The sequence below is a fragment of the Cellulosimicrobium cellulans genome, assembly GCF_042723955.1.
Classification (GTDB): Bacteria; Actinomycetota; Actinomycetes; order Actinomycetales; family Cellulomonadaceae; genus Cellulosimicrobium; species Cellulosimicrobium cellulans_H.
Window position 1 is genome coordinate 11,518 of the sequence record NZ_JBHXIC010000007.1, and the last position, 15,980, is coordinate 27,497.

The window sequence follows — 15,980 nt, forward strand, 5'->3', positions numbered from 1 at the left end:
GACCGCCCGGCTGTCCGGACGGGGCGCTCGTCAGGAGCGTCGCACCCGGCGGACGACGAGGAGCCCCCCTCCCGCGAGCAGGAGCAGCCCTGCCGCCGCGAGCAGCCAGCCCGTGTCCGCCCCCGTCGCCGGGAGCGGGCGGTCCGACGACGCCGGCGGGCCGGGAGCCGGAGGCGCCGCGCCCCCGCCGTCGTCCGGGGGCCCCGGGGGTCCCGGCGGCTGCGGGGGTCCCGGCGGCTCCGGTGCGGGCGCGCACGCGGCCGCCTCGGACTCGGTGGCCCCGTCCTCGCCGACCACACCGACCGTGTTGAGGAAGCCGCCCGGAGTCACGCCGGCCGGGTCGCACAGCAGCGCGTCCGGGGCGGCGTCGGCCGGGACCTGCGCGACGACCGTCACCCGGTAGCGGTGCGCGGTGCCCGCCGCGAGCGTCGCGCCCGACGTCACCGTCACCTGGCCCACGCCGTCCCAGTCGTCCGCGACCGGCAGCCCGTCGAGCGACTCCACCGAGGCGTTCCGGACCACGATGCCGCCGCCGAACGCGAGCCGGTCGACGAGGTCGTAGGTGCGCTCCACGGTCGCGGTGCTGCTCACCACGACCTCGTACGCGATGCGGAACACCCCGGGCTCGACCAGGTCCGGCCCCTCGACCACGCTCTTGGCGACCTCGAGCGCGGCCGGCCGCTCGTTGGTGAACGTGCACAGCACCGTCTCGCCGGACAAGACGTCCACGGTCGCGGTGGCACCGTCGACCGTCGTCGACCCGCTGGAGCCGACGCACACCAGGTCCGCGAGGGTCCAGCCCGGGGTCGGCGTCTCGGTCACCGTGTAGCTCCCGGGCGCCAGGGGACCGGGCGTGAACGGCTCGGCGGCGTCGGTCAGGGTGAAGGGGTTGGGCTCGCCGCCCTCCGGCGCCCACGCGAGCCCAAACTCCTGCGACGACCCGGCCGGCTCCGTGACCTTGTCGACGACGAGCGTCCCCCAGGGGGCGTTCGTGAAGGTGCACACGACCGTCTCACCTGGGTCCAGGGCGATCGTCCCGGCCCCGGACCCGGTCCCGTCCGGGTCGCCGTCGACGCAGGTCAGGTCCGTGGTCTCGAACCCGTCCTGCGCGATCTCCTCGACCGTGTACGACCCGGGAGCGACGCCGTCGAACGTCGCGGTGCCGGCCCCGCCCTCGGTGGTGATCGAGAAGTCCTCCGCGTCCGGCCAGTCCCCCGTGAAGTCGAACGTGCCGTCGGCGCCGTCGACGGCCTTCGCCACGACGATCGTGCCGTGCCGCGCGTTCTCCGCGACGCACTCCCCGACGTCGCCCGGGGCGACGGAGAACTCGGTGAGATCCTCGATCACGAACGGTCCTCCGCTGTCCGCGGGGGTGATCGTGCACGTCAGGACGCCTTCGACCCACCCCTCCGCGTCCGACTCCACGAACCCGTAACGGACGCCCGGCACGATCTGCGGGAGGTCGAGCGTCACGGTGCCGCCGACCGTCGTCACCGGCACCGCGATGGGGTCGACCGCGCCGTCGAGGTCGGTGAGGACGAACTCGAACGTGCCGTCCCCGCCCAGCGAGGTCTTGGTCAGCGTGCCGCTGCCCTCCACCGCCGTGTTGGTCAGCGTGCACGAGACCTCCGCCGCCACCGGGGCGACGAACTGGATACCCGGGACGTCCGGGTCGGTGTCGGTGACGCCCGTACAGACGGCTCCGGCCGCGGTCCAGCCCGGTACCGGCGTCTCGGTGATCGAGTACGTGGTGCCCGGGACGAGGCCGGACCACGTGACCACGTCCGCCGCCTGCCCGGTGCCCGAGACGGTCTGGGGCGAGGTCGCCCCCGCGGGCAACGGGTCGATCCCGACGTCGAACGACCAGGGCAGGTCGCCGCCGATCCCGGTGGCCACCTTGGCCACGGAGATGCTCGAGGTCGCGACGGTGTTCTCCACGGCGCAGACCACGTCCTGCCCGGGGGTCGCCACGAGCTGGAACCCGGGGGTCGCGAGGTCGGCGTCCGTGAGGCCCTCGCACGTGACGTCGCCGCGCGTCCACCCCGGCGGCGCCGTCCCGGCCTCGCGCACCGTGTACGTCGCCCCGGGGACGAGCTCGCCCCAGGCGACCGTCGGCACGGCCGTCGTCGCGGTGCGCCCGTCCACCGTGCCGTCCGGGCCGACGAGCTCGACGCCCACGGACCAGTCGAACCCGGGGACGGCCCCTGCGACCGTCTTGGTCAAGGACAGCGACGCCGGCGCGGCCACGTTCGTGAAGAAGCAGACGACGACGCCGCCGTCGGGCAGGTCGATCGTCACGCCCCGGCCGTCCGGGGTCGGGGTCCAGAAGTCCGCGTTGCACGTGGGCGGGTCGGGCGCGAGCGACCACCCGACCTCGTCCGCCGCCTCGGTGATCGTGTAGGCCCCCGCTGCGAGCCCGTCGAACGTGCGCAGGGCGACGTTCGGCGGGGTCGAGCTGCCGCTCAGGCTGAACGGGGTCGGGTCGCCGACCGGAGGGACGAAGAGGAAGTCGAACTCTTGGTCGTACTCCACGGGGACGGTGCGCTTCACCACCGCGATCGAGCCGGGCGTGACGTTCGTGAAGAAGCAGCGCACCGTCTCGCCTGGGAGGACGGTCAGGTCGATCGTGCGCCCCGTCGGGTCGGCGGAGTGGTCCTGGCCGCCGTAGGTGCACGCGAGGTCGGCCAGCCGGGTCGCTGGCTCCTCGTCGTCCGTCAGCTCCTCGATCGTGTACGTCCCCGCGGGCACGTCCTCGATCGTGTGCTCGTAGAGCGTCCCGTCGCCCTGCTCGACCGTGATCGAGAACGCGTCGTTCCCCGGGAGGTCGGTCTCGAAGTCGAAGGTGCGGCCGTCGACCCCGTGCGCCTCCTTGGAGACGACCACCCTGCCGAGCTGCGTGTTGGTGAACGTGCACTCGATGTTCTGACCGGCCACCGGCGTGACCGTCACGGACCGCGCGTTCTCCGCGCCGTCCGTGGTGCACTCGATCTCAGGGGGGAGCCACCCGGGGGCCGGGCCTTCGGCGACGCTGAACGGTACGCCGGGCTGGACGGGGAACGACGCGCTCTGCCCGTCCGCGAGCGTGAAGCCCGGCTGACCCGTCGCCTCGAAGGCGAACGCGTCCGTGGACCCGTCCGGGACGGTCTGCTTGGTCACCGTGACGACGGCGGCCGCGTTGGTGATCACGCAGTCGGTCGTGCTCAGGGGCCGCACCGGGAATCGGTCCTCCGGGTCGTCGAGGACGAACTGCTCGGGCGGTCCGCCCGCCGCGGGGACGGCGGTGCACACGATGGACTGCAGCTCCCACGGCGACGGCACATCGGGTTCCGCGAGCGAGAAGCCAGAGCCGAAGAGGACGTCGTCGTACCGGACCGTCTCGCCGCTCGCGAGCGTCCCGGAGACGGTCGGCACGGGCGGCGGCCCCGGCTGCACGGGGCCCGTGTCGCTCGCCACCGTGAACCCGAACCGGGCTCCGGTGTCGGCGCTCTGCGGGACGGTCGCCTTGGTCACCGTCAGCGAGCCGCAGTTGGCGATGTTCATCCGGTCCGGCGCGTGGTCGGCGAAGTCCTGGATGTTCGCGTTGGGCGAGTTTCCCGTCCGCGTGAGCATCTCCGCGATCTCGTAGGTCGCGCACACGGAGGGTTCGAGGACGCCCGCCGTGTTCAGGTCGATCGCGAACTCACCGAAGGTCTCCTGCGGCTGGTTGGTCAGCGGCGGCCCCTCCGAGCGCACGCCGACGGCCCACGCGAAGTCGACGGAGCCCGGGTCGTCGGTCCAGGTCCCTGGCCCGAGCGGGTTCGCACAGCCGTCGCCTGCGGTCGGGGTCCAGCGCTGGACGGCGGCCGTCGTCCCCGACGAGGCGTAGTTGAACTCGAGCAGCACGTCGTCGCAGCGTCCCGGCCCCGGGCCCTCGAGGTGCTGGAAGACGCTGACCTCGCCCGCGCCGACGTACCGCGTCCAGTACCCGTAGAGGATCGCGTGCCGCTCCCCGTCGCCGTCGACGACGTACTCCAGCCCGTACGCGGTCGAGCACAGGTCGCCCTTCTGGTTCGGGTTCGACGGGCCGGGCCGCCACGGGTTGGTGCTCGGGCTCTGGCTGGGCGGGGCGCCCGTCTGGTCGGGATTGGCGTTGCAGGACTGGGCAAGGCTCCCGTTGTCCCAGGCGAAGCTGGCCTGGACGATCCCCGACGAGGCGAAGCCCTGCTCCGTCGTGTACGGACCGGTGGGGGTGAACGTGAAGTCGCCGTCCGGCTGGACGCCCGTGATGAAGTCGTCCCAGTTGAAGGTCTCGGGCGGGCTGCCGGAGCCCGACGTGCCGTCGATCTCCATCCCGGTCTGCAGGCCCGAGGGCTCGAGCGTGGCGGCGCTCGCCGTCGGCGAAGGCGCGAGCGGCACCAGCACGACACCGAGCAGCAGCGTGGCGACCAGCCCCGCGAGCAGCCTCCGCCCGTCCGGACGCGTCGCGGGACGACGGCGCCCGCGCGCCACCGCGGTCGTGCTCGTCATGGGCCGCTCCCCCCGGAGACTGCATGCCACACGCTGCTCGGACGCGCGTCGTCACGCGGCACCCGGCCCGTCCGAGCCGACCGTCGCGCGTGACCCCGCCGACCGGACCGCCCCTCGTGGCCGCACACGGGCGCGCCCGGACCACCTCGTCCGAGCCCGACGATAGTACGGAGCCGCCCACGTTGCGCGGGCATGCGCGGGAGACGCGTCGGGCCGGGCCGGAGCATACGCTCCGACCCGGCCCGGCGTCGTGCGGAGGGCGAGGGATTCGAACCCCCGGTGCGTTGCCGCACAACGGTTTTCAAGACCGTCACATTAGGCCGCTCTGTCAGCCCTCCCGGCGAGCCATTGTGGCACGCCCCGGCCAGGCACGACGACGGCGGACCACCCCGGGGAGGGCGGCCCGCCGTCGTGCGGTCGTGCCGGGTACCGACGCGTCGTCAGGCGGCGCCGCGGAGCTGGCGCATCGCGAGCTGGACGAGCGCGATGAGCGTCTGCTTGGTCGCCGCGCGCGAGCGGGCGTCCGTGTAGAGCATGGGCACGTGCGCGGGGATCTGCAACGCCTCGCGCACGTCCTCGAGCTTGTGCTTGGCCACGCCGTCGAAGCAGTTCACGCCCACGACGAACGGGATGTTGCGCGACTCGAAGTAGTCGATCGCCGGGAAGCACTGCTCGAGGCGGTCGGTGTCGACGAGCACGACGGCGCCGATCGCACCGCGGACCAGGTCGTCCCACATGAAGAGGAAGCGGTCCTGGCCCGGGGTGCCGAACAGGTACAGCCACAGGTTGCCCGGGAGCGACACGCGGCCGAAGTCCATCGCGACGGTGGTCGTCGTCTTGCGGTCGGACACGCCGCCCGCGTCGTCGACGCCGACCGAGTGCTCCGTCATCGCAGCCTCGGTGTTGAGCGGCTCGACGTCGGAGATCGACCCGATGAACGTCGTCTTGCCGACGGCGAACCCACCCGCGACGACGATCTTGACGACCGTCGGCGCCGTCCGTGCGGCCGCCGCGGCTGCTGCGGGCTGCGCGGCCGGGGGCTGCGCCGCAACGGTCTGCTGCACCGGCGCCACGGAGGGGGAAGGCTGCGCCGGGGCGGCGGGCTGTGCGGCGGCGACAGGCTGCGCCGGAGCGGCAGGCTGAGCCGGAGCAGTGGGCTGCGCCGGAGCGGTGGGCTGCGCGCCGGCGACGGGCTGCGGCGCGGTGCGCGGCTGTGCGGCTGCCTGAGCGACCGGGGCCGCCGTCGTCGGAGCGGGTGCCGAGACGGTCGGCACAGGCTGCGGCGCAGGTGCCACCGGCGCGGCGGGGCGCGCCGGGACGGCCGCCGACGGAGCCTGGGTGGACACGCCGACGGGCGCGCTCACGGGTGCCCACGCCGTCTGACGGACCGCCGACTGGCCACCGGGCACACCCCCGATCACCCCGGACGGCTGCCCTGCCTGCGGCGCGCTGCCCGAGCCGTCAGAGGGTGGAAATGCCATTGAGAACACTCTCCAAGACGCTCAGGGACAGACCCGAGTGGTTGCTGCCGTGACCCGTGTGGACGTTGAGCGGGGTCGACGTGTGGACGGTGATGTAGTTGTCCTCCTGAAGGTCCGCGACGAGCACCTTCGTCACACCGAGCGGGAGGCGCAGGAGCGCGGAGAGCTCGGCGATCGAGACGTACGTGTGCGCGGCGTGCTGGAGGATCGAGCGCTTCTCGGGCGGGAGCCCGAAGCTGTTCACGGCGCCCGGCATGACCTCGACGAGCGCCTCGAGCGGGAGGTCGGACGTGGCGGAGCGCACACGACCACCCGTGACCGCGTACGGGCGGACCGTCGCCGCCTCGTACCCGTCGTGTGCTCCCATGCTGCCGAAAGGTACGTTCGTCATCGATCAGTCCTCATCCCACCGGGGCTCGCGTCGCGCCGTCGACGGGAAGGCTACCCCGCATCTCCGAGATGAGCTGCGGCGTCAGTGTCGCCTCGGTGCGCGAGACCAGGAGCGCCATCTCGTAGCCGATGAGGCCGATGTCGCAGTTCGCCTCCGCCACGACGCCGAGGACGGACCCGTTCGAGACGTTCATCAGGAACAGGAACCCGTTGTCCATCTCGATGATGGCCTGGCGGACGTTCCCTCCGTTGAGCTGCCGGGCCGCCCCACGGGTCAGGCTCGACATGCCGGAGACGATCGCCGCGAGCTGGTCACCGCTCGTGCGGTCGAGCTGGTCCGACATCGCCATGAGCAGGCCGTCCGCCGACACCACGAGCGTGTGCCGGCTGCCCGGGACAGTCCGCACGAAGTTGTCGAGCAGCCACCCGAAGTTGGTTGCCTCGGTGCTGAGCGCGTTCACTCTTCCTCCTCGTCAGTTGCCGCAGACGGCATGTCGTCACCGCGCCTGCGGCGCTGAATCAGGGACATAATCCATGGCCTGGGGGGTCCAGGTCGAACTCGTCTCGTCCTGGCCCTCGACACGGCCGCGGGCCGTTGCCGACTGGAACGCCGACAGACGGGCCCGGAGCTGCTCCGGGTCACGGTCGATGCGGGCCGTGAAGCGGTCGACGTAGCCCTCCCGCTCCTCGCCGCGCGAGCGCCGGGTCAGGCCCGCCGCCGTCGTGCCGTCGACCTGGAGGGGCTGGTAGATGCCGTCGTTCGGGTCCGCCAAGGTCGCTTCCTGGAAGTCGGTGCTGCCCTGCAGCAGGGTGGACATCTCCTCGTACAGCACCGCGGACGCCATCCAGTCCGACCGCGCCTCGACCGAGTCGGCGATGTACCCGGGCTCCAGCGGCTCGATCGCCTCACCCACCTGCCGCCGGACGAGCGGCGTCGGCGGTCCGTACCCGGCCGCAGCCGGGCTCGGCGCGGCCTCGGGGGCCGCGAAGGGCGCCTCGGGAGCCGCGTAGCCGGTGTCCGCGGACGGCACGTCCTGCACCGGGGCGAGCGTGCGCGTCTCCTGCACCGGGGGGGCGAACGGCTCCGGGGCGAACGACGCCGCGGCCGCACCGCCCGCAGGCTGCCCGGCACGGGGCGCGAACGCCGACGACCGCGCGGGCGCCTGGCGCTCCTGCGACGGGGCCACCGGTGCCGCGACCGGAGGGGCAGCGACCGCGGAGGCTGCGGGGGCGGGTTCCGGCGTCGGGGCTGCCGGGGCCGGAGCTGCGGGAGCACCCGCGGGACGTGACGCCAGGGCCTCCGGGGACGGTCCGGCCGGGCGCGCCTGCGGCGTCGCGGTCGTGCGGGGGCGCCGACCGAAGAGCCCGCGCTTGCGCGCCTGGCTCTCGCGCAGCGAGCGACGCGTCGGCAGGTCGGCCATCAGCTCCTCGAAGCGGGGAAGCGCCTCGAAGGTGAGCTCCGCGGGGATGTCCTCCGTCGCTTCGGCCTCGTCGCCCGCCGACACGACCGGGACCGCAGCTGCCTCGGCGTGGGCCACGCTCGGCACCGGGGCCGGCGCAGGGGTCTGCACGTGAGCCGTGGCCGGCTCTGCGGCCGCAGGCGCACGCTCGACCAGCGGGACGCGTGCGACGGTCGCCTCGTCCACGGGCTCGGCCGCGACGGCGGGCACGACCCGGGTCGCGTCGAGCGGCGCGTCGGCCACGGACGACGGCGCCCACGCCTCGGCGGCCGGCTCCGGCGCCCACGCCTGCTCGGCAGGCTGCCGCTCGGGTGCCCAGGTGTCGGCAGCCGGCTCCGGCGCCCAGGCCTGCTCGGCGGGCTGCTCCGGCGCCCAGGCCTGCTCGGCGGGCTGCTCCGGCGCCCACGCCTGCTCGGGGGCCCAGGTGTCCGGGGCCGGTGCGACGGCGGGATCCTGCGGCGTCCACACGTCCTGCTGGACGGGGGTGTCGGCCGGGGCCTCGGAGACGAGGGGGATGTCCGTCGCCGTGACGTCCGGGGCGACGGGCAGCTCCACCGGGTTCTCGGTGGCCGGACGGTCGCCGACCGGACGGAAGCTCGAGAAGAGCGCGCTGCGCGTGCTCACGTCGAGGACGGGGATCTCGGCGGAGACCGGCTCGACGGGGCTCGTGGCCGGGCGCGACCGGCTCGGGAGCGCGGCGCCGGCGTCGGCGACCTCCGCGGGCGGGCTCCACGCCTCGTCCGCCGCCGGGAGCTGCTCCGGCAGTGCCGGCGTGGCGAGCGGGGGCAGGACGATCGCACCGGTCTGGGGACCCGACGCGAAGGACGCGCTCGGCGCCGCGGCGGCGGGGTCGACCGTGCGCGAGCGACGGCGCGGCATGCCGGTCTGCGTCGTGCCGTCCGTGAGCGCCTCGAGATCGACGGGCACCGCGGCGGGCGCCTCGGGCTCGACGGTCGGGAACGAGGCCGTCGCGGCGGGCGCCGGGACCGACGGAGCCGCCGGGGCGGCGGTGTCCGCGGCGGGGAGCGCCGGCACGACGCCCGAGCCGGCGAGCTGCTGGGCCGCCGCCTGCGTGCTCGTCTCGAGCGGGTCCGTCGGCTGCGGGAGCGGCACGTTCGAGTCGGGGACGAAGAGGGCGGCCGGGAAGGACACGACGACCTCGGTCCCCTGGTCGTCGCCGCCCGCGCTGAACCGGACCTTCGCGCCGAGACGGTCGGAGAGGCGACCGACGACGAAGAGGCCCAGGCGCTGAGCGCCGACGACGTCCGACGCCGCGTGCGTGGCGACCTTGCGGTTCGCCTCCGCGATCTCGTCCGGCGTCATCCCGAGACCGTGGTCGCGGACCGTCACGTACACGAAGTGCTCGTCGCGGCCGGTCGTGACCTCGACGGGCGTGTGCGGCTCCGAGAACATCGTCGCGTTCTCGAGGAGCTCGGCGAGCAGGTGGGCGGCGTTGAGCGCGTTGTGCCCGAGCATGAGCGGGTCGACGACCAGGTTCAGGCGGACGCGGTCGTACAGCTCGATCTCGGAGGACGCCGTACGGATGACGTCCGAGGCCGGCATGGGCTGCCGCACGCGGCGGCCCGAGTCGATGCCCGCGAGGACGAGGAGGGACTCCGCGTTGCGTCGCATACGCGTCGCGAGGTGGTCGAGGCGGAAGAGGTTGGACAGCGTGCCCGCGTCCTCCTCGGAGCGCTCGAGGTCGTCGAGGAACGCGAGCTGTCGGTTGAGGAGCACCTGGTCGCGGCGCGCGACGTTGACGAACATCTCGGCGATCGAGCCGCGGAGAGCGGCCTGCTCGCGCGCGACCTTGATGGTCGTCTGGTTCACGTCGTTGAACGCGGTCGCGAGCTGGCCGACCTCGTCCGTGGACTCCACCGTGATGGGCGCCAGGTCGATGCCCGGGCCCTGGCCCGGGACGGCGACCTGCTCGACGAGCCGCGGGAGCTGGTCACGCACGTCCTCGGCCGCGTCGGTGAGGCGGCGCAGCGGGTTGACGATCGCACGGGCGATGAGACCCGCGACGAGGATCGAGGCGATGACGGCCGCGAGGGTCGCGAGGATCGTGACGACCGCGCGGGTCGTCGCCGCACCCGCGAGGTCGGACGCCTTCTCCGCCGTCTCGGTGCGGACGGCGTCGCGCACCGGGCTCGTCTGGTCCCGGTCCGCCTGCGACAGCTCCGGCCACTGCGCGGCCTGGCTGGGCGGCGTCGCCTTGGGCCGGGAACCGGCGAGGTTCTGTCGGATCTGGTTGTACGTCGCGCCCGGCACCTGCAGCTGAAGGTCTCCCGGGAGCCGTCGGACAGCCGTGCGGGTGCGGTCCGCGAGGGTGTCACCGGTGGTCACCAGGACCGCGGCCTGCTGGTTCGTCTCGGTGCTGTCCACGCCGAGCTGCGCCGCGGCGAGGACCGCGCCGGCGAGCGGCTGCTCGAGAGCCTGCTGGGCGAGGAGCTCGTCGAGGAGGACGTAGGCGTCGAGGTACTGCGCGAGGCCGCGGTCCGGGGTCGTGTCCGCGAGCGTACGCGGCACCTCGAGCGCCGCGTCGATGAGCGCGCTGTACTGCGAGTTGCGCGTGAGCTGGCCGATGGACGACCGGTCGATGGACTGCCGGATCGCGGTCAGGTCGCTCCGGTCCGCGATCGTGTCGGCGACCGCCTCTCGCACGCGCGGGTCGAGCACCGACGTGTCGAGCTTCTCGTACGCGCGGTCGCGCGCGTCGAGCGCCTTGTCCGTCTTCTCGCGCTGCGCCATCATCTGCGCCTCGCTGTCCTCGGTCCCGGCGGTCGCGTCCAGGAAGGAGTACGTGCGCTCGGCCGCGATCTCGGTCCCCGCCGCGTCCTGCGCCGCGAGCGCCCCGACGAGCGCGCTCGTCTGGCTGGCGTCGCGCGCCGACCCGATGGCCTGCGCCGAGATGATCGCGGCGGCCGCGAAGAGGACGAGGACGGGCACCGCGAGAGCCGCAAGGATCTTCCCGCGAACGCTCAACCTGCGGAGCATACGAACCTGCCTCCATCACCCTGGTCCACCCGTTCGGCGGCGCGGTCGGCGCGCGTGGCAGCGTCGCCTCCCGGGCTCCGCTCCCCGGTCGTGCGTACTAACTATCGGTGCACATCCCCCGGACACCTAATCCGCGAGGAGCGTGAACTTTCGTCCTGCTCCTGCGACGCCCCGTCGGCGAACCGGCGCCTCCCGGACCGTCCGCGTAGTCTCGGCGATGTGCGAGGCGTCACGATATCGGCCCCCGGTGGCCCTGAGAAACTAACGGTTTCCGCGCTCCCTGACCAGACCCCGGGGCCGGACGAGCTCGTGGTCCACGTCGCTTCCGCTGGCGTGAACCGCGCTGACCTGCTACAACGCGCCGGATCTTACCCGCCGCCCCCGGGCGCACCCGACTGGCCCGGGCTCGAGGTGTCCGGCACGGTCGCGGCCGTCGGGGACTCCGTGACGGGGTGGTCGGAGGGTGACCGGGTGGTCGCGCTGCTCGACGGCGGCGGCTACGCCGAGCAGGTGCGCGTCCGGGCGACACAGGTGCTGCCCGTCCCCGACGGCGTGGACCTCGTGGACGCCGCCGCGCTCCCCGAGGCGGCGTGCACGGTGTGGAGCAACGTCGTCGACGTCGGTCGCCTGGCCCCGGACGAGTGGCTGCTCGTGCACGGTGGGTCGGGCGGTGTCGGGACCGTCGCCGTGCAGGTCGGCGCCGCGCTCGGCGCCCGTGTGGCCGTCACCGCGGGCGGCCGCGACCGGGCCGACCGGTGCCTCGCGCTCGGGGCGAGCCTCGCCGTCGACCACCGCGAGGAGGACTTCGTCGCCGCGGTGCGGGACGCCTCCGGCGGGCACGGCGCGGACGTCGTGCTCGACGTCGTCGGCGCCGCCTACCTGCCGCGCAACCTGGAGGTGCTCGCCACGGGCGGACGCCTCGTCGTCATCGGCATGCAGAAGGGACGACGCGCGGAGCTCGACCTGGGCCTCCTCCTCGCCCGGCGCGCCACCGTGGCCGGGACGACGCTCCGGGCGCGTCCCCCGGCCGAGAAGGCGCGCATCGTGCACGAGGTCCTCACGCACGTGTGGCCGATGGTGGAGGACGGGCGCGTGCGCCCGGTGGTGCACGCGCGCCTCCCGCTCGAGGAGGCGGCGCGCGCGCACGAGCTGCTCGACTCGGGCGAGGTCTTCGGCAAGGTGCTCCTCGTTCCCTGACCCACGGCCGACGGCACAGGAGATCGCACGCCGTCGCTGCGCGCGTGGGCGCCCCGCGCAAGACTGGACCCATGGCTGACGAACCCCGCGACCCCCGCCCCGACGAGCCCACCGCGCCCGAGCCCGTGACCGGTGCGGAGGACGCCGTCGACGACTCCGACGAGCCCGCCCGCGCGACGATCGTGATGCCGGACGGGACGGGGGTGAGCGTCGTCGAGAGCGACGACTCGATCGACCCCGACCGCAACCCGGCGACGGTCATCGAGGAGCCGGCCAAGGTGATGCGCATCGGCGGCATGATCAAGAAGCTCCTCGACGAGGTCCGGGACGCCCCGCTCGACGAGGTGGCGCGGTCGCGCCTCGCCGAGATCCACGAGCGCTCGCTCACCGAGCTCGAGGACGGCCTGTCGCCCGACCTGGTGGCGGAGCTGCACCGGATCACGCTCCCGTTCTCGGACGACACGGTCCCGACGGACGCGGAGCTGCGCGTCGCGCAGGCGCAGCTCGTCGGCTGGCTCGAGGGCCTGTTCCACGGCATCCAGACGGCGCTCGTCGCCCAGCAGATGGCGGCGCAGGCGCAGCTCTCGCAGATGCGTCGCGCCCTGCCGCCGGGTTCGCTGCCGCCCATGGGTCCCGGCGCGCCCGGCGGGATGCCCGGCAACCCCGGTCGGCCGGACGAGCACGACGGGCGTCCCTCCCCGGGTCAGTACCTCTGAGGCACCGCCCCCCCGCCCGTCCGGGCCGGGTGCTCAGGCGGGCGGCGGGTCGAGCGGCGCGGCGTCGTCGGGCGAGGCCGCGTCCCGCCCGCCCGGGCGCGCGGCGGTCATGGCGATCGCCCCGGACACCAGGACGAGACCGACGAGCTCCGGCACCGTGGGCACCTGGCGCAGCACGACGGCCCCGACGACGGCGGCCGTCGCCGGGAGCAGCGCGAGCAGCACCGAGAACGTCGCCGCGCTGACCCGGCGCAGGATGACCTGCTCGAGCGCGTACGGGACGACGGACGAGAAGAGGGCGATCCCGACGACCGCGACCACGTGCCGCCAGTCGCCGAGCACGGGCACCGCGCCGGGCGCGAGGAACGGCGCGAACACGAGGGCGCCCACGGTCATCGCGACCGCGAGCGACGTCACCCCTGAACCGGAGACGGCGACCCGCCGTCCCAGCAAGATGTACGCCGCCCAGCACGCGGCCGCGACGCCGATCGCGGCCAGGCCGAGCACGGCGTCGTCGCGCGGGAGGTCGGACTCGATCGTCACGCCCGCGAGCAGCACGACCCCCGCCGCGGCGACCGCGATCGCGCCCCGCTCGCGCCACCCGCTGCCCGTGATCGCGGCGACCGCGACGGGGCCGAGGAACTCGATCGCGACGGCCGTCCCGAGCGGCAGGTGGTCGATCGCGACGTAGAACGCGAGGTTCATCGCGGCGAACGCGACGCCGAAGACGGCGACCCACGCGAGGTCGTGCCGGGTCCACCGGTGACGCCACGGCCGACGCCACGCGAGCAGCAGCACCGCGGACGCCGCGATGCGCAGCCACCCGATCTCGATCGCGCCGGCCACGGCGAACAGCCCGACGGCGATCGCCGCGCCCAGGTACTGCGTCAGCCCCGAGACGACGAACAGCGCCGGGACCGGGACGCGGTCGAGAGCGGCGGCGGGGCGAGGCACCCGACGACTCTAGGCGCCCGCGCCGCAGGGGACGGCGCCGGTCGAGCATGCGGCTGCGGCCCGTCCAACGCGCGGGACGGGCGCAGCCGCACGCTCGGCGCGGCGGGCGTCAGCCCTTGACCGACCCGGCGAGGAGCCCGCGCACGAAGTACCGCTGGAGCGCGAGGAACACGGCCACGGGAACGATCATCGAGATGAACGCGCCCGCGGGCAGCAGGTGCCAGCTCGCGCCGCGCGAGCCGGACAGCTCGGCGAGGCGCACGGTGATGGGCGCGGTGTCCTGGCCGGACGCGAACGTCAGGGCGACGAGCAGGTCGTTCCAGACCCAGAGGAACTGGAAGATCCCGAAGGCCGCGATCGCGGGCACGAGCAGCGGCATGAGCACCTGGAAGAAGATCTTCACGTGCCCGGCGCCGTCGACGCGCGCCGCCTCGACCAGCTCACGCGGGATGTCCTTCATGAAGTTGTGCAGCAGGAAGATCGCCAGCGGCAGCGCGAAGATCGAGTGCGACAGCCACACGGGCCAGAACGACCCGTCGATCCCCCAGTCGACGTACTGCGTGAGCAGCGGGACGAGCGTGACCTGGATGGGGATCACCTGGAGCGCGAAGACCGCGACGAACAGCAGGTTGCGACCCTTGAAGTTCACCCACGCGAACGCGTACGCCGCCAGCGACGCGAGCGTGATGGGGATGATCACGGCGGGCAGCGTGATGACGACCGAGTTGATGAAGTAGGTCGCGAAGCTCGTCGACCCGCCGAACAGCGCGTCGGTGTAGTTGTCGATCGTGAACTCGGGGTTGGCGAACGCCTCCCACCAGCCCGTCCGCCGGATCTCGCGCGGCGGGCGGAACGAGGTGACGAGGAGCCCGAACGTCGGGATGGTCCAGAGGACGGCGAGGACGATCGCGATGATCGACGCCGGTCGGGACGAGACCTTGCGGCGTACCTTCCCCGCGCGCTCGTCGAGGCCCGCGACGATGCCCTTGCCGCTGCCCTCCTCGGCGGTCTCGTCGACGAGCGGGGCGTCCGGGACGGAGGCGGACAGTGGGGTGCTCATCGGATCTCCTCCGCCTGCTTCAGCTGCCGCACGTTGTACACGATGATCGGGATGACGAGGACGAACAGGATGACCGCGAGCGCGGCCCCGAGCCCCTGCTCGCCCTGCCGCAGCGCCTGCGTGTAGAACTCGTTGGCGACGACCGACGTCTCGAAGCGACCACCGGTCATGGTGCGGACGATGTCGAAGACCTTGAGCGTGCCGATCGCGATCGTCGTGAGGACGACCACGAGGGCGGGGCGGATGCTCGGCACCGTGATGTAGCGGAACATCCGCATGCCGCCGACGCCGTCGAGTCGGGCGGCCTCGACGATGTCGTCCGGGATCGCCCGGATCGCGGCCGCGAGGATCGTCATCGCGAACCCGGCCTGGATCCAGATCATGACGAGGATGAGGAAGAACGTGTTCGCCGGCGCGCTGAGCAGGAACTGCTGCGGCTCGAGGCCGAGCCAGACGAGGACCTGGTTGAACAGGCCGATCTGCGGCTGGCTCGCCGGCTTGTACTCGTACATGAACTTCCAGATGATGCCCGCGCCGACCATGGAGATCGCCATCGGCAGGAAGATGAGGGTCTTCGCGAACTTCTCGAAGCGCGACCGGTCGACGACGACCGCATACACGAGCCCGAGGAACGTCGACACGAGCGGGACGACGATGACCCAGATCGCGGTGTTGCGCAGGACGATCTGGAACTCGTCGCGCGTGAACGCGGTGACGTAGTTGTCGAGCCCGACGAACGTGGTGCCCGTGCGGTTGAAGAACGAGTCCCGGATCGTGCGCAGGCCCGGGTAGAGCAGGCCGAACGCGATCATGACGACCGCGGGCCCGGCGAAGGCGAGCGCGACGACCCAGCCCGGCACGCGCCGCGGCCGGTCGACGAGGAAGAGGATCAGGCCCATGACGACGACGAAGAGCAGGATCGCGACGACCATCACCGCGAGCTTGCCCCCCGTCCCGGCGGGTTCGAGCAACCAGTCCATGTGAGAGCTCCTGAGGTGACCGGCGGCGGCCGGGTGACGACGTGTGTGCGACGGGGACGGCCCCGGGACGGGTCGTCCGGGGATCGACCCCCCGGGACGACCCGCCCCCGGGGTCGACGCGTGGAACCCGGGGGCGCCCAGGCGGCGGGGGGGGCGCGGGGGTGGGGCCCCGGGCCCGCGGGGGGGGGGTTAGGGGCAGTGAACCCGGTATGGGGTGGTGGGGGGGGGGGGGTCTGGTA

General features: G+C 73.6%; 10 protein-coding genes and 1 tRNA gene. 2 read left to right on the forward strand and 9 right to left on the reverse strand.

Translation table 11 applies throughout. The annotated features are described in order from the left end of the window. Positions 1-30: 30 nt before the first annotated feature. From ACFWH7_RS03490 to ACFWH7_RS03515, 6 genes are all read right to left on the reverse strand, one after another. Entirely contained in the window at positions 31-4,506 is a 4,476-nt protein-coding gene (locus ACFWH7_RS03490) for an MSCRAMM family protein (protein ID WP_378215046.1), read from the reverse strand. Positions 4,507-4,759: 253 nt separating this feature from the next. Beyond that, a tRNA-Ser gene (locus ACFWH7_RS03495) sits at positions 4,760-4,844 on the reverse strand. 102 nt (positions 4,845-4,946) lie between these two features. Further along, on the reverse strand, positions 4,947-5,570 hold the full coding sequence (locus ACFWH7_RS03500; RefSeq protein ID WP_378215047.1) for a GTP-binding protein: 624 nt from the start codon (positions 5,568-5,570) through the stop codon (positions 4,947-4,949). Between the two features lie 397 nt (positions 5,571-5,967). Continuing rightward, positions 5,968-6,354 (reverse strand): DUF742 domain-containing protein, encoded by a 387-nt coding sequence (locus ACFWH7_RS03505; RefSeq protein ID WP_031317001.1) that lies wholly within the window; start codon positions 6,352-6,354, stop codon positions 5,968-5,970. 34 nt (positions 6,355-6,388) lie between these two features. Continuing rightward, positions 6,389-6,838, reverse strand: a complete 450-nt coding sequence (locus ACFWH7_RS03510) for a roadblock/LC7 domain-containing protein (RefSeq protein WP_024839165.1) — start codon at positions 6,836-6,838, stop codon at positions 6,389-6,391. Positions 6,839-6,874: 36 nt separating this feature from the next. After that, entirely contained in the window at positions 6,875-10,822 is a 3,948-nt protein-coding gene (locus tag ACFWH7_RS03515) for a nitrate- and nitrite sensing domain-containing protein (protein WP_378215050.1), read from the reverse strand. A gap of 231 nt (positions 10,823-11,053) precedes the next feature. Between ACFWH7_RS03515 and ACFWH7_RS03520 the strand changes: the two genes are divergently transcribed. Together ACFWH7_RS03520 and ACFWH7_RS03525 are read left to right on the forward strand one after the other, a co-directional pair. Next, positions 11,054-12,031 (forward strand): NAD(P)H-quinone oxidoreductase, encoded by a 978-nt coding sequence (locus ACFWH7_RS03520; RefSeq protein ID WP_378215051.1) that lies wholly within the window; start codon positions 11,054-11,056, stop codon positions 12,029-12,031. A gap of 71 nt (positions 12,032-12,102) precedes the next feature. After that, positions 12,103-12,747: a bacterial proteasome activator family protein gene (locus ACFWH7_RS03525; RefSeq protein WP_378215052.1), complete on the forward strand. Its 645-nt coding sequence runs from the start codon at positions 12,103-12,105 to the stop codon at positions 12,745-12,747. Between the two features lie 33 nt (positions 12,748-12,780). On the opposite strand, the gene ACFWH7_RS03530 is transcribed toward ACFWH7_RS03525, so the two are convergent. The 3 genes from ACFWH7_RS03530 to ACFWH7_RS03540 all read right to left on the reverse strand — a co-directional run bounded on the left by ACFWH7_RS03530 (position 12,781) and on the right by ACFWH7_RS03540 (position 15,741). Continuing rightward, a complete protein-coding gene (locus ACFWH7_RS03530) occupies positions 12,781-13,701 on the reverse strand; it encodes an EamA family transporter (protein WP_378215053.1) in 921 nt (306 codons plus the stop codon). Between the two features lie 109 nt (positions 13,702-13,810). Further along, positions 13,811-14,761, reverse strand: coding sequence for a carbohydrate ABC transporter permease (locus tag ACFWH7_RS03535; protein ID WP_378215054.1), 951 nt, complete (start codon positions 14,759-14,761; stop codon positions 13,811-13,813). After that, positions 14,758-15,741 (reverse strand): carbohydrate ABC transporter permease, encoded by a 984-nt coding sequence (locus tag ACFWH7_RS03540; protein WP_378215055.1) that lies wholly within the window; start codon positions 15,739-15,741, stop codon positions 14,758-14,760. The genes ACFWH7_RS03535 and ACFWH7_RS03540 overlap by 4 nt, the downstream gene beginning before the upstream one ends. Between the last annotated feature and the right edge of the window lie 239 nt (positions 15,742-15,980).